This window comes from Ornithinibacillus jepli (assembly GCF_047228935.1).
Lineage (GTDB): Bacteria > Bacillota > Bacilli > Bacillales > Amphibacillaceae > Ornithinibacillus.
Genome location: NZ_JBFEGG010000001.1, coordinates 548656 through 573777, shown reverse-complemented (window position 1 = coordinate 573777; position 25122 = coordinate 548656). Strand labels below are relative to the sequence as shown.

General features: G+C 34.3%; 26 protein-coding genes. 8 read left to right on the top strand and 18 right to left on the bottom strand.

Annotation, left to right across the window (positions count from 1 at the left end; genetic code table 11):
- Nucleotides 1-14: 14 nt before the first annotated feature.
- The 3 genes from AB1K81_RS03050 to AB1K81_RS03040 all read right to left on the bottom strand — a co-directional run bounded on the left by AB1K81_RS03050 (nt 15) and on the right by AB1K81_RS03040 (nt 5297).
- Entirely contained in the window at nt 15-581 is a 567-nt protein-coding gene (locus AB1K81_RS03050) for an NADPH-dependent FMN reductase (protein ID WP_412975179.1), read from the bottom strand.
- A 255-nt stretch (nt 582-836) separates the two neighbouring features.
- Nucleotides 837-2057: a DUF819 family protein gene (locus AB1K81_RS03045; RefSeq protein WP_412975178.1), complete on the bottom strand. Its 1221-nt coding sequence runs from the start codon at nt 2055-2057 to the stop codon at nt 837-839.
- A gap of 165 nt (nt 2058-2222) precedes the next feature.
- On the bottom strand, nt 2223-5297 hold the full coding sequence (locus tag AB1K81_RS03040) for an efflux RND transporter permease subunit (RefSeq protein ID WP_412975177.1): 3075 nt from the start codon (nt 5295-5297) through the stop codon (nt 2223-2225).
- Nucleotides 5298-5403: 106 nt separating this feature from the next.
- On the opposite strand from AB1K81_RS03040, the gene AB1K81_RS03035 reads away from it, so the two are divergent.
- The 3 genes from AB1K81_RS03035 to AB1K81_RS03025 all read left to right on the top strand — a co-directional run bounded on the left by AB1K81_RS03035 (nt 5404) and on the right by AB1K81_RS03025 (nt 9125).
- Nucleotides 5404-6240 (top strand): TetR/AcrR family transcriptional regulator, encoded by an 837-nt coding sequence (locus AB1K81_RS03035; RefSeq protein WP_412975176.1) that lies wholly within the window; start codon nt 5404-5406, stop codon nt 6238-6240.
- Between the two features lie 138 nt (nt 6241-6378).
- Nucleotides 6379-7776 carry a TldD/PmbA family protein gene (locus tag AB1K81_RS03030; RefSeq protein WP_412975175.1) on the top strand — a complete coding sequence of 466 codons (1398 nt, stop codon included), beginning with the start codon at nt 6379-6381 and terminating at the stop codon, nt 7774-7776.
- Nucleotides 7773-9125: a TldD/PmbA family protein gene (locus tag AB1K81_RS03025; RefSeq protein WP_412975174.1), complete on the top strand. Its 1353-nt coding sequence runs from the start codon at nt 7773-7775 to the stop codon at nt 9123-9125. Before AB1K81_RS03030 ends, AB1K81_RS03025 begins: the two co-directional genes overlap by 4 nt.
- A gap of 29 nt (nt 9126-9154) precedes the next feature.
- On the opposite strand, the gene AB1K81_RS03020 is transcribed toward AB1K81_RS03025, so the two are convergent.
- A complete protein-coding gene (locus tag AB1K81_RS03020; protein ID WP_412975173.1) occupies nt 9155-9934 on the bottom strand; it encodes a DUF4181 domain-containing protein in 780 nt (259 codons plus the stop codon).
- A 110-nt stretch (nt 9935-10044) separates the two neighbouring features.
- Between AB1K81_RS03020 and AB1K81_RS03015 the strand changes: the two genes are divergently transcribed.
- Entirely contained in the window at nt 10045-10917 is an 873-nt protein-coding gene (locus tag AB1K81_RS03015; protein ID WP_412975172.1) for a proline iminopeptidase-family hydrolase, read from the top strand.
- 81 nt (nt 10918-10998) lie between these two features.
- Here the strand turns inward: AB1K81_RS03015 and AB1K81_RS03010 are convergent, their stop codons facing one another.
- The 4 genes from AB1K81_RS03010 to AB1K81_RS02995 all read right to left on the bottom strand — a co-directional run bounded on the left by AB1K81_RS03010 (nt 10999) and on the right by AB1K81_RS02995 (nt 13986).
- Nucleotides 10999-11862: an NAD-dependent epimerase/dehydratase family protein gene (locus AB1K81_RS03010; protein ID WP_412975171.1), complete on the bottom strand. Its 864-nt coding sequence runs from the start codon at nt 11860-11862 to the stop codon at nt 10999-11001.
- Nucleotides 11863-12042: 180 nt separating this feature from the next.
- Nucleotides 12043-12213, bottom strand: a complete 171-nt coding sequence (locus AB1K81_RS03005; protein ID WP_412975170.1) for a hypothetical protein — start codon at nt 12211-12213, stop codon at nt 12043-12045.
- Between the two features lie 144 nt (nt 12214-12357).
- Nucleotides 12358-13569 (bottom strand): MFS transporter, encoded by a 1212-nt coding sequence (locus AB1K81_RS03000; protein ID WP_412975169.1) that lies wholly within the window; start codon nt 13567-13569, stop codon nt 12358-12360.
- A gap of 15 nt (nt 13570-13584) precedes the next feature.
- Nucleotides 13585-13986: a MarR family winged helix-turn-helix transcriptional regulator gene (locus AB1K81_RS02995; protein WP_412975168.1), complete on the bottom strand. Its 402-nt coding sequence runs from the start codon at nt 13984-13986 to the stop codon at nt 13585-13587.
- Nucleotides 13987-14217: 231 nt separating this feature from the next.
- Between AB1K81_RS02995 and AB1K81_RS02990 the strand changes: the two genes are divergently transcribed.
- Together AB1K81_RS02990 and AB1K81_RS02985 are read left to right on the top strand one after the other, a co-directional pair.
- The gene (locus tag AB1K81_RS02990; protein WP_412975167.1) at nt 14218-15045 is read left to right on the top strand and encodes an FtsZ/tubulin family protein; all 828 of its coding nucleotides are present in this window, start codon (nt 14218-14220) and stop codon (nt 15043-15045) included.
- Between the two features lie 327 nt (nt 15046-15372).
- Nucleotides 15373-15972 carry a YqaA family protein gene (locus AB1K81_RS02985; RefSeq protein ID WP_412975166.1) on the top strand — a complete coding sequence of 200 codons (600 nt, stop codon included), beginning with the start codon at nt 15373-15375 and terminating at the stop codon, nt 15970-15972.
- A gap of 38 nt (nt 15973-16010) precedes the next feature.
- Here the strand turns inward: AB1K81_RS02985 and AB1K81_RS02980 are convergent, their stop codons facing one another.
- The 8 genes from AB1K81_RS02980 to AB1K81_RS02945 all read right to left on the bottom strand — a co-directional run bounded on the left by AB1K81_RS02980 (nt 16011) and on the right by AB1K81_RS02945 (nt 21838).
- Nucleotides 16011-16220, bottom strand: a complete 210-nt coding sequence (locus AB1K81_RS02980) for a hypothetical protein (RefSeq protein ID WP_412975165.1) — start codon at nt 16218-16220, stop codon at nt 16011-16013.
- A 34-nt stretch (nt 16221-16254) separates the two neighbouring features.
- On the bottom strand, nt 16255-16380 hold the full coding sequence (locus tag AB1K81_RS02975) for a DUF6254 family protein (RefSeq protein WP_412975164.1): 126 nt from the start codon (nt 16378-16380) through the stop codon (nt 16255-16257).
- 25 nt (nt 16381-16405) lie between these two features.
- Entirely contained in the window at nt 16406-16567 is a 162-nt protein-coding gene (locus tag AB1K81_RS02970) for a hypothetical protein (RefSeq protein WP_412975163.1), read from the bottom strand.
- A gap of 94 nt (nt 16568-16661) precedes the next feature.
- Complete coding sequence (locus AB1K81_RS02965) at nt 16662-17354, bottom strand: OmpA family protein (protein ID WP_412975162.1); 693 nt, start codon at nt 17352-17354, stop codon at nt 16662-16664.
- Nucleotides 17344-19173 carry a MotA/TolQ/ExbB proton channel family protein gene (locus tag AB1K81_RS02960; RefSeq protein ID WP_412975161.1) on the bottom strand — a complete coding sequence of 610 codons (1830 nt, stop codon included), beginning with the start codon at nt 19171-19173 and terminating at the stop codon, nt 17344-17346. The genes AB1K81_RS02965 and AB1K81_RS02960 overlap by 11 nt, the downstream gene beginning before the upstream one ends.
- 170 nt (nt 19174-19343) lie before the next feature.
- Nucleotides 19344-20549 carry an alanyl-tRNA editing protein gene (locus AB1K81_RS02955; RefSeq protein ID WP_412975160.1) on the bottom strand — a complete coding sequence of 402 codons (1206 nt, stop codon included), beginning with the start codon at nt 20547-20549 and terminating at the stop codon, nt 19344-19346.
- Nucleotides 20550-20673: 124 nt separating this feature from the next.
- Nucleotides 20674-21504, bottom strand: coding sequence for a mechanosensitive ion channel family protein (locus AB1K81_RS02950; protein WP_412975159.1), 831 nt, complete (start codon nt 21502-21504; stop codon nt 20674-20676).
- Between the two features lie 166 nt (nt 21505-21670).
- Nucleotides 21671-21838 carry a hypothetical protein gene (locus AB1K81_RS02945; protein WP_412975158.1) on the bottom strand — a complete coding sequence of 56 codons (168 nt, stop codon included), beginning with the start codon at nt 21836-21838 and terminating at the stop codon, nt 21671-21673.
- 140 nt (nt 21839-21978) lie between these two features.
- Here AB1K81_RS02945 and AB1K81_RS02940 point away from each other — a divergent pair, with 140 nt between their 5' ends.
- A complete protein-coding gene (locus AB1K81_RS02940) occupies nt 21979-22896 on the top strand; it encodes an SDR family oxidoreductase (protein ID WP_412975157.1) in 918 nt (305 codons plus the stop codon).
- Between the two features lie 11 nt (nt 22897-22907).
- On the opposite strand, the gene AB1K81_RS02935 is transcribed toward AB1K81_RS02940, so the two are convergent.
- Complete coding sequence (locus AB1K81_RS02935; RefSeq protein WP_412975156.1) at nt 22908-23426, bottom strand: STM3941 family protein; 519 nt, start codon at nt 23424-23426, stop codon at nt 22908-22910.
- A gap of 168 nt (nt 23427-23594) precedes the next feature.
- On the opposite strand from AB1K81_RS02935, the gene AB1K81_RS02930 reads away from it, so the two are divergent.
- Nucleotides 23595-24656, top strand: a complete 1062-nt coding sequence (locus AB1K81_RS02930) for an ArsR/SmtB family transcription factor (RefSeq protein ID WP_412975155.1) — start codon at nt 23595-23597, stop codon at nt 24654-24656.
- Here the strand turns inward: AB1K81_RS02930 and AB1K81_RS02925 are convergent.
- Nucleotides 24647-25114: an NUDIX hydrolase gene (locus AB1K81_RS02925; RefSeq protein ID WP_412975154.1), complete on the bottom strand. Its 468-nt coding sequence runs from the start codon at nt 25112-25114 to the stop codon at nt 24647-24649. The genes AB1K81_RS02930 and AB1K81_RS02925 overlap by 10 nt on opposite strands.
- Nucleotides 25115-25122: the final 8 nt, after the last annotated feature.

The following is a 25122-nucleotide window of genomic DNA, read 5'->3' as shown; positions in this document are numbered from 1 at the left end:
AATTCCAAGTTCTTTTAAAATCCATATTCCTCTTCTTTTTCCATTCGAATAGTTTGATACGTTTCTATTAACGTAACAGTATCCTCTACTAGGGTGTCAATTCGGAAAAATATATCATCATTAGTAATCTCTTTGTTATAAAAGTCCCGTTCTTCTATAAACACATACGTCTGGATAACTTGTGCTTTCATATAAGATAAAATTGGCTTTAATTGCTGTTCCGCTACTAGGAAATGTTTTGCAGATCCGGCAGTAACTACCATACCAACAACTTTATCTAAAAATGCCTTTTCGGGTAATAAATCAAATATATTTTTCAGTGGAGCTGGTATGGATGCTTGGAAGATAGGTGTTCCTATAATGACAGCATCCGCTTCCATAATCGTTTTTAAAACATAACTAGTGTCACCACTATATTCTAAATAATTCCGACCATCACTAAATTGAAGATCATAATCTTTTAAATCTAATAAAGTAACATCTACGTTGGGATATTTATCAATCAATGATTTTATTGTATACTCCATTGCGGTTCTTGTTTTCGAACCGATTATCGAACCAGATATTCCAACAATCTTCATGCCTGCTTCCCCCTAAAAGCTGTAGCCCATACCTACAAATATTGTTAGTTTATAATATGAAATCCTCGCTTAACGTTAATTTCTTATCACATTTATATTTCAAATCATATTTAGCATATTATTAGTAAATGAGATTATTTCTCACTTAATAGTACACTAAAAGACAATTAATTTGCGAATAAACTGCCTACGCTTTTATAAACTGATATGTACTAAAAAAAGATACAAGCCTTAAGACCTGTATCCTTTTCTCTCTTAATATAAACCAAACCAATATCCAATTGCAGCACCAATATAATTTCCAATTACATATCCAAGTGTACCGATAATTAATATTGGCGCAACAAGTTTCGTCCAACCTTTAGAAATAGCCATTGCAGCTGCTGTTGTTGGACCACCTATGTTGGCATTACTAGCTAGAATAATTTCTTCTAAATTAAATTTAAATAGTTTTCCGAATACAAAAGAGATAATCATATTTAACGAAACCATAATCAATACTAATACAAACAACAATGGTGCGTTTTGTAAGATGATAGGAAGTGAGGCTGGTACACCAATTACTACAAAGAATATATAGATTAGATAAGTTCCAATTTCCTGAGCACCTTTTATACTTTCAAAAAAACGCGAGAAAACGGTTACTGTAAATAGTGTTATAGTTGTTAACATTAAATATTTATCCCCGAATATCCCGTTTAAAGCATTCCATATAAAGTTAACATTCTCACCTGAAGGAATTAAGGAATCTAAAACCTCAGCTAACTTAAATGATATAGCAACTAGTGTAAATGCAGAACCTACTGCAAGGCCAATGTCCTTTAATGAAACCTCTTTTCTTTGCCAATAAGAAGCTGCTAAATTTTTATTATCTTCACCGGTTGACTTCTCTATTAACTCCTGGTATGGAGCTTTGTAACGTTTTCGGAAAAAAGCTAGGGTCGGCATTACCATTAGAATAAGAAAATATATAGCCATCATCAAATTATCAGCAACAACGGTCGATGATAATAAATCTCCAGGAGTTTCAAACCTTGCCGATAAAGCCGCTAAGTTTACACTTCCCCCAATGTAAGACCCTGTCATCATGCCAACTACTTTATATAAGTCCGGAATTAAGTCCTTTAATAAAAAGAATCCAACAATTGCTCCTACCACTGTACCGATAGAGCTTATTAGGAATATAACTAATAATCTACCACTTTCATTCCAGATTTTTAATATGTTTGACTGGAAAAGTAGTAACGGAATAGCTAATGGTATAACATATGTCCAAACTGTATCATAGACTGGTGAATCAGTTGGAATTATATTTAAATTGGCAAGTACCATAGCTCCTACTAATGCTACTATTGCTCCAGATATTTTAGAGGCCCATTCATATTTCTGTTCCAAATAAATACTAAGTGCGGCCCATCCAGCTAAAAAAGCCCATAATACCCACGTATCATCGGGTTGTATTAATGAATAAATCATCATAATTACTCCTTTTCCCCTAATATATGTATAAATTATAGCTCATTCATATATTGGCCGCTAATGATATTTTCAAAAAACTATTTTCCCAAACTATGTAATGATAAAAAACAATGTAAAAAGGGCTATCCTCACCATTAATTCGATGAAGATAGCCCTTTTATTTTAGTTTTCGATTATTTCTTTACGATTTTTCTTAAACATTTTGGAAAGTATTTCATAAACAATTGGAACAATGATTAATGTTAACAATGTCGAGCTTGCTAATCCACCGATTACCGTAATAGCAAGGCCTTTAGAAATTAAACCACCGCCCGCATTTCCAAATAGCATTGGAATAAGTGCACCAATTGTTGCTATCGCAGTCATTAGAATTGGGCGAAGTCGTGTTGCACCAGCTTCAAGGATCGCATCACGCATTCCCAATCCTTCTCGTTCCATATGAATAATTCGATCCACGAGTACAATCGCATTAGTTACTACAATTCCAATTAACATCAGTAATCCCATCATAACTGTTACAGAAATAGTTTCACCAGCAATTAATAATCCTACAAATGAACCTATTACTGCAAACGGTAAGGAGAATAGAATGGCAAATGGCGCAAGACCTTCCCCGAACGTTACAACTAGGATAAAGTATACAATTAATATCGCAGCAAGCATTGCAAAACCAAGTTGTGTGAATGTCTCCTCCATATCAGCGGTTACACCAGCAACACCAGTTGTAACACCTTTTGGAAGTTCTAATTCACTTATCTTTTCTTCAACTTCACTAGATACTTTCGAGATATCGTCATAGACGATCGTGCCGGTTACGGTAGCGTAATATTCCCCTTCACTACGAGCTAACGTATTTAAAGTTGTACCTTCTTCTACTGTAACTAGTTCAGAAAGTGGCATTGTGGTTCCTAGTGCTGTTTCTATGTCAATATCTAGCATTTCATCTATAGATTTTGGTTGTTGAACTTCCTCATCGTGTTTGACGATGACATTAAGATTAGTACCATCTTTTTCAATAGTAGTTAAAATATCTTCTGTTCTATTAGGATTTAAGGCCATAAATATTTGTCCAGTTGTTAAACCATATTGTAGAAGTTCCTCTTGATCTACTTTAAAGGTGTATTCTACATAAGATTCTTCTTTACTTGAACTTACATCCTTTAATCCTTCGTTTTCTGCCATTACATCTTCGACCATAGATACTGCTTCATTTAGTCTATCTAAGTTTTCACTATATAATGTGTAGCTAATTTCATTAGATGAGAAGGACATTGATGAGAAGTTTTGACTCTTCCATTCACCAGACTGACCAATATTGAATACATATTCTTCAATTTCTTCTCGAACCTCAGGGAAGTTCTCCATATCTTCATCAAATATGAGGTACATTAATGCACCTCCACCACCACCCATCATCATGGAGGCTTGTGGATCGTTTTCCGTAATGGACAACTGAACGATTTCAATATCTTTCCTCTTCAGCATTTCTTCTTCAACTTCGGTAACATTTGCCACAGTTTCTTCTTCTATTTCACCAGTAGCAGGAGTGTAAGTTAAGTACATTACTTTTTCCTCTTCACTACCTAAGAAACTAAAGCCAATAAGTGGTGTTAGTAGTAAACTTCCAACTAACATAATAATCGCTACTAAAGAAGTAATAATCTTATGGTTTAACGTCCAACGTAAAATTCCTTTATACCAATTCGCTAATTTGCCAACTTCTTTGTGCTTCATTTCCTTTTTCTCACTATATAATTTCTTCTTAAATAAGAAGTGAGAGAGTGCCGGTACGATAGTTATCGCAACTAACAATGATCCACCAAGAGCAAAAGTCATTGTTAGGGCAAAAGGCATGAACAACTCGCCAACCATTCCACCTACAAAAATAAGAGGGGCAAATACCGCTACGGTAACTAAAGTAGATGACGCAATCGGTTTAAACATTTCTATGGTAGCTTCACGAACTAACGCTCTACCTGTAAGTTTTTCTTCTTTTAAATGTAGTCGACGATATATATTTTCAACTACTACTATCGAGTCATCAATAACACGACCTATTGCAACTGTAATTGCACCTAGCGTCATAATGTTTAATGTAATATCCATCCAGTTAAGGAGCATTAACGCAATAAAAATAGAAACTGGAATTGAAACAATAGAAATAATCGTTGATTTGAAATCACGTAAGAATAGTAAAATGATTAGAATCGCGATTAAGCCACCAAATACTGCCTTTTCAACCATGGTTGCTACTGAATCCTCAATCGGTTCTCCTTGGTCAAGAGAAATATCTACTATTAACCCTTCAATATTGGACTCTTCATCTTCCATTAAATCTTTCACAGCATTAACAACATCAACTGTATTCGCATCTTGTCCTTTTACTACCTGAATAGCAATTGCATTCTCTCCATTTGTTCGTGAAATAGATTGAACTTTACCTACTACGTCAACAGTTGCGATATCACGTAACTTTACGAATGGAAGTGGTTGTGTTTCAGAAGGAATTAACATGTCTTTCAATTCCTTTTCAGACATGAATTTCCCATCTAGTGAAACCGCTTGCTCTCCTTCCTCAAATTCATACAACCCTAAGGAAATAGCCATATCACTAGCTTGTATCATCTGCTTGACATCATCTTCTGTTATGCCAAAGTCAGCCATCTTTTCTTCATCATAACGTAATTCTATTTCTTCTACATGTTGGCCCGTAATTGTTGCAGATGCTACCCCATCTAATTTTTCAAGCTTTGGAAGAATGATGTCTTCCACGGTAGAAGTTAGATCTACAATGTCTTCTGTTTCACTACTAATACTTAATGCGACAACTGGCATCATGTCCATACTAATAGATGTAACAGTTGGTTCTTGTGCATCTTCTGGCAATGTCACATTATCTAAAGCAGAATCTAATGCACGTTTCGCCTCATCCATATCAATTCCATAGTCATATTCGATTTGAATGCTAGCCATATTGGCATAGGAATTAGAGTAAACAGCGTTAACATCTTCTAAATTCTCCACTGTTTTCTCAATTGGGATCGAAACTTCTTCCATAACCTGTTCAGGTGTTGCACCAGGATATACACCATTCACCATTAAGTATGGAATAGAAATATCAGGAATCATTTCTGTTTTCATACGAGAACCTGAGTACATTCCTGTAACAACAATAATAATTGTCAATAGCCAAATAGCTAGCTTATTTTTTATGACAAAGTTAACAAAGTTCTTCACGCTTACACCTACCCTAAATTGACTTTTAAAACTTACTATCCTATACTAATGACTATCCGGTCAGTTTGTCAACTGAATGCTCATAATTTTAGGAGAGATTTTACAAATGAATAAAAAACAATTAATTATGGAAAAAGCACTAGAGTTATTTGCCAAACAAGGAATTAAAGAAACCTCCGTACAACAGATAACAGAATACTGTGGTATTTCTAAAGGTGCTTTTTATTTATCATTTAAATCGAAGGACGAACTTATACTTTCAATCATCGATCACTTCATGCAATTAATTACCGCTGACCTTGACTACACGGTCAGTAACAGAATAACAAAGGACACTTTATATCAAATATTCCATAAAATTTTTGATGCATTCTTAAAACATAGAGACTTAGCAAAATTTCTCATGATAGAACAGACTCACTCCCTCAATAAAGAATTACTTTCCAGAATGCAGTATTATCATAGAAAAACAGATGTAGCTTTTCTAAAAGTAATGGAAAAAATTTATGGGGAAAGTATAAATGAAATAAAATACGACTTGATCTATTCCATTAAGGGACTAATAAACGGTTATGCCAATATTATCTTATTTAATAGTGGCGTAATAAACCTAGATTTAGCAGCAAAATCTCTGGTTGAAAAAGTAGATATTTTAGCAAAAAATATAACCATACCCTTTATTACGTTAGAAAATGAAGAAATGATTCAAGATTTTTTTGTTGAGGAAATATCAAAAGATGAACTTTTGACTTTATTAGATACTACCTTAAACGAAATAGAAGGTTCTATTGAAAAAGAATCTTTACTTATATTAAAAGAACATCTTATAGAACCCACACATTCTAAAGCGATTATTAATGGGTTGATTGAAAATATTCGTAGTAACCCGGAATGCAAATGGTTAGCTTACTTACTGAGGATATATTTCCGGATAAACTCGTAAAGTACTGTTTATTAACAGTGCTTTTTTTTGTTTTCTACGTCTTAAGTCTGAGCTTAAACCCGCCTTCAGGTTCATGTAAAAATAGTTTTTTGTTGTATAATAAATTCTGACAAGTAAAAAAATACTAAGGGGGATTATATGTTAAACAAGGCACTGATTGAAGATGCACTATCTGCAGCACTTACGACAGGTGGAGACTTTTCTGAAGTATTTGTAGAAGATCGCTTTACAAGTAGAATGAAATTACAAAGCAAGAAACTAGAAACCAGTTTGACCGGAAGGGACTTTGGGGTTGGAATTCGGGTTTTTAAAGGGCTAAATAGTGTATATGCTTATACGAATGATTTTTCAAAGGAAGGCTTACTTCAAGCTGCTAACGCAGCTGCACAAGCAATCCATGGAGCAAAAACTGAGAAAACGATAGTTTTACCACAAATGAAACAATCAGTTGAGACGATTCACCCAATCGAATTGATGCCAAATAGTGTTGAGAAGTCTCGTAAACTTGCTATTTTAAGAAGAGCTGATCAAATAGTTCGAGATTTCCATTCTTCTATTTCCCAAGCAACGATTGGCTTAGTAGAAGAGGAACAACAAGTACTAATTGCTAATTCAGAGGGAACTTATGTAGAAGATACACGTGTTAGAAGTAGACTTGTCATTAATGCAATTGCATCAAATGAACACGATATGCAAACAGGTTTTTATGGCCCTGGTAGATATCAAGGATTTGAGTATATTGAGGGACTTGACCTTGAACACTATGCTAAAGAAGCAGCTCGGATAGCCGTGACAATGCTTCATGCAGATCCTGCTCCAAGTGGAAAATTCCCTGTTATTATTGATAATGAATTTGGTGGAGTAATTTTCCATGAAGCATGTGGACACGGTTTAGAAGCTTCTTCCGTTGCTAAGAATAACTCAGTTTTTGCAAATAAGATTGGAGAAAAAGTTGCCTCAGACCTAGTAACCTATATTGACGATGGGACCATTACAAATGAATGGGGATCGATTAATATTGATGATGAAGGTGAAAAAGCTCGTAAAAATGTACTTATTGAAAATGGTATTCTAAAAGGATATATGATTGATAAATTCAACTCTCGTAGAATGAACACAGCATCAACTGGTTCTGGGAGACGTGAATCCTATAAATATGCTCCTACATCTAGAATGACAAACACATATATAGCTCCTGGAAAATCTACTCCTGAAGAAATTATTGCGAACACAGAGTATGGTATTTATGCAAAGTATATGGGTGGTGGACAGGTTAATCCTGCAACAGGTGATTATAACTTTGCAATAAACGAAGCATATTTAGTTAAAAATGGAAAAATTGATAAACCATTACGCGGAGCCACTTTAATAGGTAATGGCGCAAAAACAATTCAAAAAGTTGATATGGTCGCTAACAACCTAGGCCATGGTGCTGGGATGTGCGGTGCTTCTAGTGGTAGCATTCCAGTAAATGTAGGTCAACCTACTTTACGTGTAAGTGAAATTACTGTCGGGGGAAAGGAGGCAATTAAATGAATATAATTGCATTTCGAGACCAACTATTTGCTGAAGGGAAAAAGCTAGGTTTTACAGATTTAGAACTGTACTACGAAAAGCAGACAGGATTCGGCTGTCAAATTTTCAAAGGTGAAATTGATGACTATGTATCTGCCACTACCCTAGGTTTATCTGTCCGAGGTCTTTACGATGGAAAAATGGGATATTCTTACACAGAAAAAATCGATAAAGATTCCATTAACTTTCTACTAGAGAATCTGAAAGATAATGCTATGTTGATAGAAGATGATCCTGAGGAATTATTTTCTGGTAATGCTAATTATGAAGAACTGGACTTCTACTCTCCAACTTTAGCAGAAGTATCGATTGCAGATAAAATCTCATTTTTAAAAGAAGTCGAGAAAAGAATATATGAATATGATCCAAGAGTTACCCAAACTAATTATGCGGCTATACAAGATCAATTAGTTGAAAAAGCGTTATATAACAATAAAGGACTTTCTTTAGAGGATCGTAATAACTTTCTATATGTTGCTTTCTCAGTAGTTGTACAAGAAAATGATGAAATAAAGGCAGATATGTATTTTAAACTAACAAAGGACTTAGGTTCACTTGACCCCTCTGAAATTGCTAAAGAAGCCGTGGAAAAAAGTTTAAGACATTTAAATGGAAAATCATATCCGAATAAAACTTATCCAATAATCTTACAAGGATATGCAGCTGCTAATTTACTAGCTACTTTCTCACCATCTTTCTCAGCAAAATCAGTACAAGATAATCAATCTCGCCTTAAAGGTAAGTTAGATTCTATTATTGCCTCGGAAGCTGTCACCCTTATTGATAATCCCTTTTTAGAAAATGGGATTCGTAGCGGAACTTTTGATTCTGAAGGTGTTCCTACTAAGAAATTGACAGTAGTAGAGAAAGGTAAGCTAACATCTTATTTCCATAATTTAAAGACAGCGAAAAAAGATGGTGTTAATTCAACTGGGCACGGTAATAAATCAGCTTATAAAGATTCAATTGGTGTAAGTCCATCTAATTTTTATGTTGTTCCAAGTGAAGAATCTTTTGAAGAGTTAACTAGTACACTTGATGAAGGTATTATTATTACAAGTCTATCTGGCCTTCATTCCGGTGCAAACCAAATATCCGGAGACTTTTCACTTGCAGCAAATGGGTTATATGTGAAAGATGGCAATATCGTTGGACCTACAAATCAAATGACTATTGCAGGAAACTTCTATGAGTTATTACTAGATATAGAAAAAGTTGGTAATGATTTAACATTTTCACCAATGGATTACTATGGATATATAGGTTCTCCATCATTAAAGATTAAAGGACTTGCTGTAACAGTAGATTAAAATAAGGTAGCCTTTTCGGCTACCTTATTTTAATCATTACTCTCTGGAATTTCCCAATCTATAGCTTCTTCCTCCTCAAGAAACTGATAAATACCATTCTCGCCAATAATCTGGTATGTATTATAATCGTTTGAAAAAATCGAAATGTATTCATCATAAACCGTTATATCAGAATAACTGTAATTGTTAGTTTTTAAATATAATCGATAATAATGACCTCTACTATCATCATGAAGAGATTTTTCTCGATATTCAAGTTCTGAAAATTCATCGAATATTTGGTTAATTAAGTTTGGATCTTCTATACTTGCTTTTTGCTTTATCGTAATTTGTTTAGACATATCCTCTTCATTTGGATGGAAAGAAACATCTTCTATTTCTATATATTGATTAGAATCAAGGTCAATATATCCAGTTTCTTCTAGTGCCTCTTCAAAAGTTAATGTTTTTAAGGACAAGATAATAAACCCAATAAAGATCACTCCAACAGCTATTGCTTCTATGATCGAAAGAAAATACTGTTTTTCCTCTGGCTCATACTTCCATTCTAAAAACGCTTCAAAACAAACATAAACTAACAGTAAAGCAAAAACTAAATATAACAAATTAAAGTTGTCAGTCCAATATATCAAGATAAGAATGCTTAAAGCAAGACCAATAAAAATTCTATTGCCCCACCTATGTATATGGTTTATAGGTCTATTATTTCCCCAATCTAGTGGTATATTTAATTTATTTCGAACAATAAATCTAACTAGATACATGATTAAAATTACTATAATAAAAAATATAATAAATTGGTAAAACACTCCCATCCCCCCATAGATAGTTTAACATAACTATAGATTAATTTTTGAAAATTTTATAAAAGGTGTTACTATATTATGAAGGAATTATTATGATAAAGGGGGAATATAGGATGTCAATTAAAGAAGGTTTCATCGACGTAACTGGTGGAAAGGTCTGGTATCAAATCCATGACGAACAAACTAACAACACTCCTGTTCTTATCCTACATGGGGGACCAGGCTCTTCTCATTGGTCTCTACAAGGGTTAAAAGAACTTGCTGAAGTTCGACCGATTATTTTGTATGATCAATTGGGGTGTGGAAACTCCGATCGTCCTAAAGACACATCACTTTGGACCATTGATCGTTTCGTAGAAGAAGTAAGAGAGTTAAAAGAAGGTCTTGGACTAGAGGAATTTCATATACTTGGTCATTCATGGGGGACAACATTAGCTGCTGCATATTATCTTAAACATCCTGAAGAAGTTCAAAGCATAATATTTTCTAGTCCTTGCTTGAGTGCACCGATATGGGCAGAGGACCAACGAAAAAACCTTCAAAAACTCCCTATAGATGTGCAAAATACAATAAAAGAATGTGAGGAAAATGGTAACACGGATTCGGAAGAATATAAAAAAGCCACCAAAGTTTTTAATGATCATTTCGTATGTCGGTTACCTGAAACTGAAAGACCTGCTTCCCTTAAAGAAGGATCAAAATATCGAAATTCTGAAATTTACAATATAATGTGGGGTGCATCAGAATTTCACGTTGCTGGGAACTTAAAGAACTTTGATTGTACAAAGGATTTACATAAGATAACAGTCCCTACCCTTTATACGTGTGGTCGATTTGATGAAGCTACTCCTGTATCAACGGAATATTTTAGTAGCCTTACTCCAAATAGTAAATTTCATGTCTTTGAACAAAGTGCTCATATGCCTTATATAGAAGAAACGGAAGAATTTCTCCGCATTATGAAAGAGTTTTTAATCAAAAACTAAAGTTACTTGCAACTTCTGAAAACATAACTAAAAGCCACCTTTCATTACATATTAAATGATAAGTGGCTTTTAGTATGGGAATTATTTAGCGAAAAAGGTTATCAAATCTGGTAACCAGTCATTTAAATTAGTAAAGTTGTATCCGAGATTAATAGCTTTCTCATTACTTAATGTCCATGTTTCGTTAATTGCATATGGTGATTCAATTTCCTCCTCAGTCGTAATTACAACTTCTTTACCCGTCTTCTCTGATATAAGCTTCATTAACTCTTTCATAGTAATAAAACCATTAGCACACACATTGATTGGTCCTGTAAAGTCTTTCTCTGCAATCCATGCTAAAAATTCGCCTGCTTCCTTTTGATGTACAAAGCACATCTCAGCGTCCGGATTCGGGAAGTATACTTTCTTTCCTTCTTGAGCACTTTTTACATAATGTAATAGTCTCTCCGTATAATCCTTTTCACCAAGCACAATAGGAATTCTCATTGCTACTACTGGGAAGTTTGTTTTTTGGAAAAAGTAGGACTCCGCCTGTCTTTTCCCTTCCTGATATGTAACCTCAGTTCGATCTACCATTTTTACTTCATATGTATACGGATCAAACACTTCTTCAGCCATTTTGACACCATAATCATATACAGATAATGTAGAAGTAAATACATAGCGTTTCATTTTTCCTGTTAATGTGTTCGCAATTATTTCAGCATCATTCGAAGAAAAGCATAACTGATCAAAGACAACGTCCCATTCTTTCCCTTCAACTGCTTCGCGAACAGTGGATTCATTAAAACGGTCTACCTTCAACCGTTCTACCTTATCACCAAATGAATCACCACTAGTTTGTCGTGTAGCAACCGTTACTTCAACACCGTTTTTTAATAATTTATCTACTAAATTCACACCGAAAAATCTATTTCCCCCAAATACTAATGCTGTTTTCATTAAGACACCCCTTTTTCTCATGTGCATCCATTATCGGATATAAGCGACGAAATAACAAGATAGATACATCTCGTACTATTCTGATATTGATTCTATCTAGTAGAGTTCTGTTCGTTATAATATAGTTAGTAATATTCCTCTTTTATTCTAAAAAAAGAAAAACTCCTTACTTTCAAGGAGTTAACCTACTTTTTTTTGAGGTAAAATTTGAACTGCTCTTTGTTTCTCAGCATGTTTAGCTCTTTTATTTTTTTTGTGCAACTTCTTACCATATAGGTTATTTTGAAAAGCATAGTCCCTCATCTCTTTCATTCTTCCTTCTGCCAACAGTCTATTTATTTCATAATTCATTTTCATTTCCTCCCTTGTTTTCTTACTTCTATCATACTCACTTCAAACCTTTTCAACCTCGGGACCGCGACTGATTTTTATACATAAAAAATCCCTACTATTACAGTAGGGACCTTCCGTCTTAAGACTGAAAACAAGCCATAATTACATATTTTCTACAGTAACCTGTTGTTCTAAAGATACCTTCTTCCCAGAACGGGATTGCTGAACCATGAATAAACCTAAAACGATAAGTAGTAATGCCGCACAGGCAATATATAAAACTTGGAAATTATATTTTGCAACAATCACACCAAGTACGTAAGACCCTGTTGCTATTCCAATATCCCAAAAAATATAAAATGTTGCCGTTGCATGGCCACTTCTACCTGGACCTCCTGCTTGAATACACATTGTTTGAAAACTAGGAAGCAAAGAACCGCTTCCAAGTCCAATAATCCCAGCTGCTACTAAAAACATCCAAACAGAGTTGGAAAACCCTAGTAGGACTAGACCAAGGCTAAATACGATTAAACTTGGAATTATGACATATTTTGGACCCTTCACGTCAAATAATTGTCCAAGTGAAGGTCTTGCTAAAATCATGACAAACGCAAAAACAACAAAGAAATAGCTTGCAACATGTGATAACCCATTTGAATTTGCAAAAACACTTACATATGAAAGAATACTAGAATAAGCTAACCCAACAAACAAACTAATGGCTGCAATTGGTAGTGCTTTTATTTCTAATAAATCATGGATAGAAAAGTTCTCTTTCTTACGTTCATTGAGCTTGTAAACTTCCTGTGGTACATTCACTTGTATTGCACAAAATACCCCAATTAAGGCTATCAAACTAATAAAAATGAATAGTACCTCATATGAAACGAATTGAATGAAAGATAGCCCTAAAAATGGCCCAACAACCATTGCTATATTGGTTGCCATAGCAAAGTATCCTAAACCTGCTCCTTTTCTTTCATTTGGTACCACATCTGCTGCAATTGCACTAGCAACAGTTGTTAAAACACCAAAGGAAAGTCCATGAATGAATCTCAAAATCAATAAACCTGTAAAACTATCTAATAAAAAATAAAAGAACATGGTGCCAGTAAATAAGCCCGTGCTCCACAACAATGTTTTTCTCTTACCGAATTTATCTAATATACTTCCCGATAGAGGTCTCATAATAATAGCAGCAAATAACATAATCGTTACTACTAAATCACCTTCAGCTTCTGAACCACCTAACTCATTCATTACATATAAAGGTAATGTTGTAAGTAACGTGTAAAAACCTATAAATACAATAAACTGTGTTAATGAAATATGAACAAAGTCTTTCGTCCAGATCTTATTTCTATGTTTACTCAAGATGTCGATACTCCTTTATTTTAATTTTTGTAATAAACTAAGTAATAGTTCTTTTTCCTCTCTTGAAAGATTAGAAAGCATTTCTTCTTCATGCTCCGAGACAACCTTTTCAATCTCTTTGTATTTCTCTTTGGCATCATGGGACAATTCAATATATTGATGACGTCTATCTTGACCAACCACTCGATTAATCCAACCGTTTTCTTCCATCCGTTTCACTGTTCGTGTAATCGTAGGAGCATTTACATGGAAGTAGTTCGTAATCTCGGTTTGCGTCTTAGCTCCATTTTCATGCAAAAAGTATAAAATCGACCACTGGGCATTATATAAATCATGGTCTTGTATACGTTCATTTAAGTTTTTATTTATATACCTTACTTGCTGATTTAATAGATGAATTAATTTTCGATTAATCATGACATACCTCCAATTACTTACCTAGGTAAATAATTTGCATAATGCTAATCATACATCCATTTTCCTCATATGTACAGGGCTATAAGCGATAATTCGTAATTTAACCGGTTACATTAATTCTTTATTCATTCAACAAAACTAGTCCTTTTTCTTAACACAATTTGACAAACATTCCTATCACAATCTGATATTATGGTGAAAAAGATGAAATAATAGGTTGGGAGAGACGACATGGAGAGAATTTTTGGACCGTTTAAAATGAATACTGACTTTTCAGATAAAAAACAATCGACTATTGCAGAACTTCAACAAGACGATATCAGTTTTTATCGTTTTATTGGCGGAAATCCAAGTGAAACTGAGGGATTAAGAACTAAGCTGCAGAATTTAAGAGCTCGGAAACCACTTCTAATTGGCGTCTTTCGGTATCCCTTCCGCTTTGAAGGAAAACGAAGACAAGCTACTGCTCGTGAGCAATATTATATTATGAGAGATTTTTGCGATGCCGTAATGTTCTTTGACAGTGATGGATTAATGGAAACAATTGATCTTACTACCCCAATCCATGAAGCACGTCATACATTTGATACGATAGAGGACCAAACCATAAACGGATTACGTGATTTAGTTGACGAAACTGGAAAAATCAATATCGATTATCAAGATGTTAAATCGTTTATATACCGAAATCGGGGGCCACTTTTTTTACATACAATAGAGGGAAGAAATTTCGATGAACCATTAAAGTATTTAATCGCAACCCCATACCTCCCTAAGGACTTCTTTGAAGGAAAGCAATTAATTTTAAACATCGGCTATACAAGAGGAGTAGATATGGAAGCCTTTAGACAAATTAATCTTCGCTTGAATGATCTATTTGATAAAGCAGACTTATTTAAAATAGGATCTTATTTTATAGACGAGCCCGGTCAGCGTTTTCGAATAACGTTATTAGTTAACGGATTAGATGACCCAATTGAAAATCCAAAAGTATCAAGTAATAAGACGACTACGAAATATAGAAATTTTATACGAAAATGGTTAGCGGAAACAAGATAAGCCATATTCCTTCTTTTTGCTTACATTAATTTGAATTATTCGTTCAAACTAAGCTTCAAGGAGGGATATATAGATGGCAAAGAACAAAAAGAAAAAGAATAAAAGTAAAGAAGAATTGAATGATATGAAAGGTAAAGAAAGATATCCAAAAAATAGACAATAATTCCTATTAGGGGTAGTCCTTTTCTTGATAAGGACTACCCCTTTCGTAATCTTATTCGGAAATAAAATAGACATTCTTCGACAAAATACCTTATTTATCGAGGTTATCCAGAATATTTATGATATAATTAAAAAAATAGTAAGTCCCTTGTGAGGAGATGTGCCATGGTCCAGCAAGTCAGTAAATTTTTTGAAGATTTCGGTTTTATTGGGATGTTTGTACATGGATTTATCGATGCCATCATTTTCCCGATTCCAGCTTTTTTCACTCAAGTCTCTCTCAGTATGTTAAATCCAGAGTCCGCGATATGGCTTGCAACGTTTGGATACATTGCTTGTCTTTTAGGGACACCATTTGGTTATTTAATTGGCAAGATATTGGGTGAGCCTGTATTACATAAGTTCCTTAAAAAGAAATGGATTGAAAAAGCTACTAATTCATTCCATCGAAATGGTGAAGCTGCCATCTTAATTGGTGCTTTTACTCCTATACCTTTTAAAGTGTTTACGATTCTATCTGGTTGTTTTCACTACTCACTTTGGAAATTAATCGGTTATGCCGCAATAGGGCGAGCGGTTAAATATTACGTAGTAGGTATTGCTTTTTACCTTTATGGCCAAGCTTCAGAAGAATTTGTAACAGAATACCTTACATATATTATGGGTGGCATAGCCATTATTCTATTTGGAATATTCTTCATTAAACGTAAATATACAAATAAGAAAAAACTGCCGATAGATAAAAAAGAAAATGTTGTCGGATAGAGCTAATAAGAGTTGAAACAAATCAACTCTTATTTTTATTAAGGCTCTATTCTAAAATACAACTGATCCGACTCTTTATCCCACTCGACAGCAACTACTATTTCCATACCATTTCTACCTGATATAGTAAAGCTTGGGTTACCATGCTCACCTGCTTCTCTTAACTGTTCTTCAAAAACTTCTGTCACATCTTCACTTAATAGCTTATTTAACTGTTTAATTACTTCCTCATGTGATAATTGATTCATATGTGTACTCCTATAAATTGAATGCTAATGCCTATTATTTTTTCCCGTTTTTAAATGCCTCGTCAGCTAATTGATCGAGTGATTTTACTTTCCCGTGTGGATTTTTGGCATTTTTTCTAGCACGCCATTGTCTTTCCTTTTCTTTATTTGAGTCTGTCATTTAGGAAATCCCCTTTTATCATAATTTAACCTTGCTTATTTGCTCTGGCTTTTTTTGCTTTTTCTTTATGCGCTTGATTAGATTTAGCACTTCCAAACTCTGTTGAAAACTCTGAGTCTTGTTTACTTGAATCAAACCCTTGTTTATTTTTTTGATCTGGACGATTTTTCTTCGTTTTCTTTGCCATACCCTTCCCTCCTTTTCTTTTAGTATGGAAAGGGAGAATGGAAATATGCTAATTAATCAATAAAAAAGCAGTAGATAACTCCTGCGTTAAATTACTATTCCCCTAATATTTCTCTAGTCTTATTTAAAATTTCCTCATCCTTTAAGCGAAATTTAAACTCAACTCTCCTAGAAGACTCTGCACTATATTCACCATTTTCGTCCGTGCGAAAATCCGAATAAGACTTACTATTTACTGTTAATTTATCTTGAAGGTGATCTTGAATATTTTTATATGGAAATTCCTCGCCTAATATGTAGGACGCTACGCTATACGCTCTATTCTGTGCTAGCTCTAAATTATATAGGTAGCTACCACTACGATCTGTGTGCCCTTCGATAATAATCTCTGCTACATAATCTTCATAGCCGCTTCCTAACAATACATCTAAATATTTCGGTACAAACTCATCTAAAAATTGATAGGATTCAGGTTTTAATTCTGCACGATCAAACTCAAAAAGTATATCGGTATCAAATATAATCGCGCCAGTTTTATTATCAACGGTAATCCCTGCCTCTGAATCATTGAATTCCGATTTAAGCTCATTTACTAAGTTTACTCTTACTCCCATAATCTGATCAATCGTCCGCTTCATTTCTTCGATCTGGAAAGATTTAATAACCATCATTACTATAAAAATCAGAATAAAGCAAAGTAATATTATTGTAAGTACATCGGTAAAAGATGGCCAAAAATGCCCTTCATCACTTTCCCGTTTGAATAAACGTTGGTATTTAGTATCCATTTTGATTCATCCCTATTCCAGGTGGTCTTGATGGACCTTGTTGACTAACTACACTTAACTGTCTAATCAAAGCTTGCATTTCTCTACCTAACTCTTGAAGCATGTGCTGTAAGGCTTGAGAATTCGTTTGCTGAATTTGTTCGTTTATTCTTCTGATTTCCATAAATTCACGCTTCATATTTTCATTTGTATTGTCTAATGAAGTAGAAATGTTCCGAACTACTTGGTCGATACGATTACTAAATGTACCCTCGAAGCTAGATACGTAATTAGTAAGAGCGTCCTTCAAAATGGATACACTTGTTTCCAATTGATTTTCTCGATGATTATAGGATTGGTTCATCTGATTAATTTTTGAATCTATTTCTTGCATTAATTGTTTATTTTTTATGCTCACTTGTTCAAATGTTTTCATTACTTCACGTAGATTTCTTTCAAATGCAAGTGAATCTGTCGTATGTTCCTTCAAATGATTACTAAATGTTCTATTAAAATGCTTCAATTCCTCGAATCTGTCTGCTAAAAGTTGTTTATACTCTGATTGAGTTTGATTAATTACTTGTAAAGCTTCTGGTAAGTCCGAAATAGATTCTCCAAGGTTATCAAATTCTCTAGATAGCTCACCTAAATAAGTTGTAATACCAACAAGTCTCGACGATAAATCACTTCCGAAAACTTGTTTAAATTCTTTATTATGTTGATCCATTTTTTTTACTAATTGATTGCTCTGGTTAATGATTTGTACGAAAGAGTCTCCAATCGATTGTTGACCTTGTAAAATAGATGAAGAAAACTCTTTTAAATCAAGTACAACTTCTTCAAATCGTTTTAATGTTTCCTTTTGCGTATTGGAGGCTTCTTTAACTTGTTCATATGTTCCCTCTACCGTCTTCACAATCCGCTCATTTTTTTGATCTATTTTATTAAAATAATCGAATAATGAATCAAAGTTTTTATTTAAGCGAGAAGTACCTTCACTGAATCCATTTGTGACTTCAGTCATTTGATTAAATAATTGGTTGAATTCAAGTAAGTTTTCTGACAGTCGATCATTAAATGCTGCTAGATCTTTTGCTGATTGTTGTAACCCCGTTGTATACTCCTGGAACCCTTCAAATGCTCGTTCTATATTCCCAAGAGATTGCTGATTTGACTCTGTTAAATGAACAATGGATTGATTTATCATCTCTGAAACCTGAATTAAGCGATTTATATTATTCCCATCATTACCTTCTAGGCTTGATTCTACTTTAAGCATAATATCCGTAAGTATGTGCTCAGTATTAAGAGCTTTTAATAGAACTGTCATTATAAGCGAGAATCCCATTCCGGCTATACTCGTGTAAAACGCTACATCAATCCCACCAAGCACTAATGCGATATTTTCAACTAATTGATCCCCAGTTCCATTAATACTACCTAGGGAAATGGTTAAGCCAATGAACGTCCCAAGAACTCCAATTAATATAAATACCGAAACCGTCATTTGGATCATTTTAATCAAACTAACTGCTGGTACACCGAGGACACGCCAACTTGAAAACCTCTCTTGAACGAAGGTTTCAACTGCTACTGATTCTACTTCATTCTTTTTTTGAAATTCTTTCTGAAATGAGTCTAGTGGTTCAATGTCCAATCGGTTCGTTTCATTCAAATAATTTCGTAGTTTATTCAGCCTACTAAATAAGATTAGATGTACTAACATAGCTATAATAAAGCCAACAATAAGTACCATAAAAATTAGCTCTATCAATGGACTGGATAAAATTGCTTCTGCCTTTTCTTCACTCGTAAAGATTTCTAATATAAATTGCACCACCGATTATCTCTCCCACCAAATAAGATTCATATGCTTATTAGTACATCCTATTCGAGTAGTCGTTAAATCATGAGTGCTCGGTCCATTCAATGTTTTGCAAATGATAAGTTTTTTAAATACAAAAAAGTGCCTTGGTTTATTTAGGCACCTTTTAAATAAATTATTTTTCCTTACTCTAATATCTGTACTAGCAATCCCAATAGTTCCTCACTAGATATTAGTTTTTCTCCTCCGCCTTGAGCTATTTGGTCCGTTCCTCCACCTTTTCCATTAATACTAGGTAAAGCTTCTTTCACTAATTGATTCATACTTAATTGTAATCCTGTATCACGAGCACACACTATTTGCAGCTTTTCATCCGTCTCATTGACGAACACCGTTATCGTATTATTAGAGTTAGAGGATATACGTTTAGCTAATTGCTGAAGTTCAGACATAGGTCGATTATAAAAGACTTCTTTTATTATTTCGTAACCATTATTTTGAATCGACTTTGCAATGTACGCATTCGCTTCATATTCCACCAGCTGTGATTTTAAGTCTGTCACAGTCTTTTCCAATTCTTTTGTTTGATCCACTACACGTTTTGTTGCTTCGACCAATTGTTCTTGGGGAACACTTAATAAAGCTGTCAAGTTTTGAATCACTTGATGTTTTTTATGTAGCTCTTCTCGTACTCTTTTTCCACATATAAAGTAAAGACGAATATGTTTCTTTTGCTTCTCCCAATGAAGTATTTTTATAGCCCCTACTTGTCCTGTTGATTGAGGATGCGTTCCCCCGCAACCGTTATAATCAAAATCAGGAATTATGACTAACCTAATATTTTCTGTAACGGCGACTTCTTTTCTTAGCTGAAAATTTACGAGTTCTTCTTTTGATACCCACCTAGTTTCGATGGGGCGATTTTCCAGTATAATAATATTTGCCATTTTCTCCGCTTCCATTGCTTCTTGTTCCAATAATCGATCAGTAGCTAAATCTATCGAGCAAATTTCCTTACCTAAGTGGAAACTTACCGTTTTAAACCCAAGTTCTTCTTCAAATGCTGCCGACAAAATATGCTGTCCTGCATGTTGTTGCATATGGTCTATTCGTCTATCCCAGTTTATTTCACCAACACATTCTTCTCCTACAGCAATCGTCTCTTTTATGTAATGTCTAATCTCTCCATCTATTTCTTCCACATCATAAACTGGAATGTCGTTTAATGTTCCTGTGTCAAAAGATTGTCCACCACCTGTAGGATAAAAAGCTGTTTGATCTAATACAACATAAAGTTGTTCTTTATCATCTTTTCCTGTTTGTAAAACTTTTGCTGTGAAACGCCCTAAATATGGATCTAGATAATATAATTTTTCCGTTACCACATTCATCACCTCTACTGCTAATTCTTTTCTATTACTATACTCTCCTTCAATTAGAAAAGGAAGTATTACTCTTTTAGATTAACGAAAAAGAAGCAACCACTTAATTCATGGTTACTTCTCATTAGTGTTGTTATGCATTTTTATTAATATGAACTTGATGTGGGAAAGGAATCTCGATACCGTTTTGGTCAAACGCTTCTTTAATTGCCTTTCTCAATTTCCGTTCCACAGCCCATTGCTCACCATTTTGCGTTTTTCCTATAACACGAAGAACTACCTCAGACGCACCAAATGCTTGAACACCAATCACATCTGGCCCTTCTACGATGGTCTCATCTTCTGCAGCAATTTTCTCACATACTTGTTGTAAAATTTGCGTTGCCTTATCAATATCATCATTATACGAAATGCCAATATCAACTAATGCGCGCATATTTCCTCGGGAATGATTACTTACATTCGTAATCTCTCGGTTAGGTACATAATGTAATGTTCCATCAAATCCTCTTAGTTTCGTAGTGCGAAGTCCTACCTCTTCCACTACGCCATCTTTACCTGCTACTGTTACATAATCCCCAACATCAATTTGTTGCTCTAATAGAATGAAGAATCCTGTAACAACATCACTTACTAGGCCTTGTGCACCAAACCCGATAGCAAGCCCGACAATACCTGCTCCAGCTAATAGAGTTGTTATTTCGAAATCAAAAATCGAAAGAATAAAGCCTGCGAAAATAAACATAAGGAAATAGGTAAGAATGTTTTTCGTAATAGATTCTAATGTCTTCGCTCTTCCTGAAGACATATCACTTTGTTTTCGATTAAATATTTTACCTACTGCACGATTCCCTATAGACTTCACAATAAAATAAAGAATGACTATAGCAATTACTTGAAGGGCTTTAAACCCAATATTAAGTAGTAATTCCGGCCAATTAATATCGTTTATAAAATCTAGCATTTCTTCACCTCGTAAATTCTAATCTAGCAATCTATGAATAGATTACACTACAGTATTACCTTAATCTATCAAAATTATACACTATTCGTCAAACCAAATCCTACTTATCCAAGATGTATGTAAGCAGTGCTAGGAGGGTCAATTCTACTGCCCTAGCACCTCTGAACTAAATCGTAGGATAATAAGATACATACTTTGGATTCGTAAAATATGGTGGTCGTTTTGATATCAGAGGCAGTTGAAATTGAATACCAGGTAAATACGATACAACTACCTTTCTATCAGATTGGTTCATTAACAGCAGTTTAACCTCTGGGTTGTAATAATAATTCATGATTATAAATCCTCCTACTCTGATTTTCTAGCTATTTTATTCTCACTTCGTCTGAAATGAGACTGTACAACTCTTTACCAGGCACACCATTAGCCCATTTCGAATAAAGTAACTATGGAAATGAAGGAGGAATCATTCGTATGTCAAATGATCATTCAAAAAATCAATCCTACCCAATGTACCCAAATTACGGGAAGATCACCAAATATCAGGAAGTGCCAGTAACAGTACCAGAACAACGACAATATCGACAGCCCGGATTAGAGAGCTTAATGGTTCCACAGCCAATAATTGAAAATCCTAATTATAAAGGTAGTGGCAAATTAAAAGGAAAAGTTGCTTTAATTACAGGTGGAGATAGTGGTATGGGAGCAGCAGCTGCTATTGCTTTTGCTAAAGAGGGAGCAGATGTTGCTATTGCATACCTTGATGAACATGAGGATGCTAATCGAACAAAAAATAGAATAGAAGAAATCGGTAGAAACTGCCTTTTATTACCTGGTGACCTTAGAAAGAAACAACAATGTGTCGATATCGTCAGAAAGACTATCGATACATTTGGAGAACTGCATATTCTTTGTAATCATGTCGGAATTCAGTTCCAACAATTAAGTTTGTTAGATATTTCAGATGAGCAATTTGATGAGACATTTAAAGTTAATATTTATTCCCATTTTTATACCACACGAGAAGCTTTAAAGCACCTAAAAGCTGGTAGTTCCATAATTAATACAGCTTCAGTAGTAACGTTTTATGGGTACGATCAATTAATTGACTATACTGCAACAAAAGGGGCAAATATTGGTTTTACCCGCGCACTTGCAAGAAATTTAGCCGATAAAGGAATTCGCGTTAATGCTATTGCACCAGGGAGAATTTGGACTCCATTAATCCCTTCAAGTTTCTCTGCAGATGAAGTAACGCAAGTGAACAACTTATTAGAACGTCAAGGGCAGCCCTTTGAAGTAGCACCGACTTTTGTTTATCTAGCTTCTGATGATTCACGCTTTGTAACCGGCCAAGTACTACACGTAAACGGCGGAGAGGTCTTTGGGTAATAATCGGGGCTCTATGCTCCCGATTTCACCCATTGTTTATTTATTTTTTCAACTAGCTCTTCAACGTTACAATCTAAAATTTTTACTGGTATATTTACTTGTGACGGTAATAGTCCCTTGTTCATACGATTTAACAGCTTTTTAAAAGAACTACTTCGATTTACGACTAAATCAGTATCTTTTGTAAATATCCCAATGTATGTTTGACCACCAAATTGTACGAAGTCAATATCCTCAATTTCCTCCCATTTTATTAGACCAGGAGCAATATATGTAGATTGATCAGTAATTCCTACATTATTAATAATAAGAGCTGGCTTTGCTTTAAACATACTTTTCACCCAATAAACCATGCATAAGCCAAAGAATACCAATGCAATCCCACCAATTATAAGGAATTTTATCTGGTCACTTCCACTTTCTGTTAACCCAATTCCAAAAAGTAGTGCACCTAAAGCTACGAAAATCAAACAACCTATTCCATATAAAATCATCTTTCCTTTTCTAGGATATATAACAAGATCATTCACGAGTTATCCCCCCCTACCATTTCCTTCCATTAGTATATCCTTTGTACTAGGACATTCAAGGGTCAAAAGTCCTTTCCCAGACAGGACCTTTGTAATATATTGATAAAAATTTGATTATTAGATATCTATCTTATATGATAAATACAAATCATGAATAGGAGGTATTGAATGGCCTCAGAAAGAGAAGAACACAATTATAAATCAGCAGCAGTTATAATAGAGCATTTTCATTCACCTGTAGTTGAAGCAATTGCTCTGCTTTCATCTTTAGTTAATCCGAAGCAACATGAATTCCTTATAGAAACTCACAACCAGTTAAGAAATGAATTAAGTAACCAATCCAAAGAATTCATAATGGAATGGCAACAATTATCGAATTTGGATTTCCTTGAATTAATGAGTTTGTTTCTACCAGTTCCATATTTTAATACGGTAGATCAATTTATACATAAATCTTCAGAACTCCCAAGTGAAGAATTTTTATATCACTTTTTTGGAGAAGTAATTCCATTTGCTCAAATTAAGGAGCTAGTAAGCTCTCCCACTTCTATCGATACATTTGAATCTCATATATATTGGGAAACGGCTGAAGAACGACAATTCATGAAGAACTTCATTACAAATATTGATAGTTATAGAGAAAAAATATCCATGCTTCTTTTAGACCTATCATCTACCAACGTTTTTGAGAATGGGTTACAAGAAGTGAAGGAAACAGTTAATGCTTCTATACATGAAGTAAAGGCTTTAAAGATGGAGCCACTTAACATAGCACAATATGTAATGGGAAAGACATTTCGAAGGACGAGTGTTTATAAAATGTATTATTTTATACCGTCTTATTATCTAACACCACACCGATATCGAATATTTAATAAAGATATTTGTATCGTTATTTATGGGTGTGCTAAACCTTTGTCTGATGATAGAGAATTTAGTACAGAGTTGGAAACAAAATTAAAAGCTCTATCTGATCAAAATCGATTGCTTATTTTGAAAATGTTATCTGGAAAAAAAGAGTATGGCGCAAAGCTTGCAGAATACTTAGGAATTACTACTGCAACAGTCTCTCACCACTTAGAGATTTTAAAAAAGGCTGGATTTATTAAAGAGGAAAAGGTAGGAAATATTAAATATTTCACTTGTGACGAAGCATTTACAAAATCGTTTTTTGATCATTTAAACCAATTTATTCTACCACAACATGTTAAAGGAGAGTCCTATTTATGAGACTCTCCCCTTTTTTTAATGTAATCTATAATGATTTCCCTATGGCTTCCGACTACTTTGCCATGTAATTCTTGTGGGTTAAAGAATTCAAACCTGATTGATTCGGATTGGTCTACTTCTATTTCTCCTTCATATTCATCCGTATAATATGCAATTGTAACAACATAAAATTGATCGCCATTTTCTGCTATCATAAAGTGATTTTTACCGGAATATACGCCAATTAAATGTAGTTTACCAATTGTTAATCCGGTCTCTTCCATTACTTCTCTTCTAGCCACTTCCTCTGTCGATTCTCCAAGTTCCATTAACCCTCCCGGAATTCCCCATACTCCATGTGGAAACTTCCGCTGTTGCAATAAGATATTTCCATTCGGATTCGTTATAATAACGACAGCACCTACTAATATCAAGGGTCTATGACCAACTATTTTTCTTAAGTCCTCAATATAGCCCAAACTAATCC

Bases quoted from the DNA above. Each gene is read 5' to 3' on its own strand.
- AB1K81_RS02945 (WP_412975158.1), bottom strand. From the start codon at position 21,838: ATGAATTATTATTACAACCCAGAGGTTAAACTGCTGTTAATGAACCAA.
- AB1K81_RS02990 (WP_412975167.1), top strand. From the start codon at position 14,218: ATGGAGAGAATTTTTGGACCGTTTAAAATGAATACTGACTTTTCAGAT.
- AB1K81_RS02940 (WP_412975157.1), top strand. From the start codon at position 21,979: ATGTCAAATGATCATTCAAAAAATCAATCCTACCCAATGTACCCAAAT.
- AB1K81_RS03050 (WP_412975179.1), bottom strand. From the start codon at position 581: ATGAAGATTGTTGGAATATCTGGTTCGATAATCGGTTCGAAAACAAGA.
- AB1K81_RS02980 (WP_412975165.1), bottom strand. From the start codon at position 16,220: ATGAATCAATTATCACATGAGGAAGTAATTAAACAGTTAAATAAGCTA.
- AB1K81_RS02995 (WP_412975168.1), bottom strand. From the start codon at position 13,986: ATGATTAATCGAAAATTAATTCATCTATTAAATCAGCAAGTAAGGTAT.
- AB1K81_RS02930 (WP_412975155.1), top strand. From the start codon at position 23,595: ATGGCCTCAGAAAGAGAAGAACACAATTATAAATCAGCAGCAGTTATA.
- AB1K81_RS03010 (WP_412975171.1), bottom strand. From the start codon at position 11,862: ATGAAAACAGCATTAGTATTTGGGGGAAATAGATTTTTCGGTGTGAAT.
- AB1K81_RS02970 (WP_412975163.1), bottom strand. From the start codon at position 16,567: ATGGCAAAGAAAACGAAGAAAAATCGTCCAGATCAAAAAAATAAACAA.
- AB1K81_RS03005 (WP_412975170.1), bottom strand. From the start codon at position 12,213: ATGAATTATGAAATAAATAGACTGTTGGCAGAAGGAAGAATGAAAGAG.
- AB1K81_RS03045 (WP_412975178.1), bottom strand. From the start codon at position 2,057: ATGATTTATTCATTAATACAACCCGATGATACGTGGGTATTATGGGCT.
- AB1K81_RS03030 (WP_412975175.1), top strand. From the start codon at position 6,379: ATGTTAAACAAGGCACTGATTGAAGATGCACTATCTGCAGCACTTACG.
- AB1K81_RS02950 (WP_412975159.1), bottom strand. From the start codon at position 21,504: ATGCTAGATTTTATAAACGATATTAATTGGCCGGAATTACTACTTAAT.
- AB1K81_RS03025 (WP_412975174.1), top strand. From the start codon at position 7,773: ATGAATATAATTGCATTTCGAGACCAACTATTTGCTGAAGGGAAAAAG.
- AB1K81_RS02955 (WP_412975160.1), bottom strand. From the start codon at position 20,549: ATGAATGTGGTAACGGAAAAATTATATTATCTAGATCCATATTTAGGG.
- AB1K81_RS03035 (WP_412975176.1), top strand. From the start codon at position 5,404: ATGAATAAAAAACAATTAATTATGGAAAAAGCACTAGAGTTATTTGCC.
- AB1K81_RS02975 (WP_412975164.1), bottom strand. From the start codon at position 16,380: ATGACAGACTCAAATAAAGAAAAGGAAAGACAATGGCGTGCTAGAAAA.
- AB1K81_RS03015 (WP_412975172.1), top strand. From the start codon at position 10,045: ATGTCAATTAAAGAAGGTTTCATCGACGTAACTGGTGGAAAGGTCTGG.
- AB1K81_RS02965 (WP_412975162.1), bottom strand. From the start codon at position 17,354: ATGGATACTAAATACCAACGTTTATTCAAACGGGAAAGTGATGAAGGG.
- AB1K81_RS02985 (WP_412975166.1), top strand. From the start codon at position 15,373: ATGGTCCAGCAAGTCAGTAAATTTTTTGAAGATTTCGGTTTTATTGGG.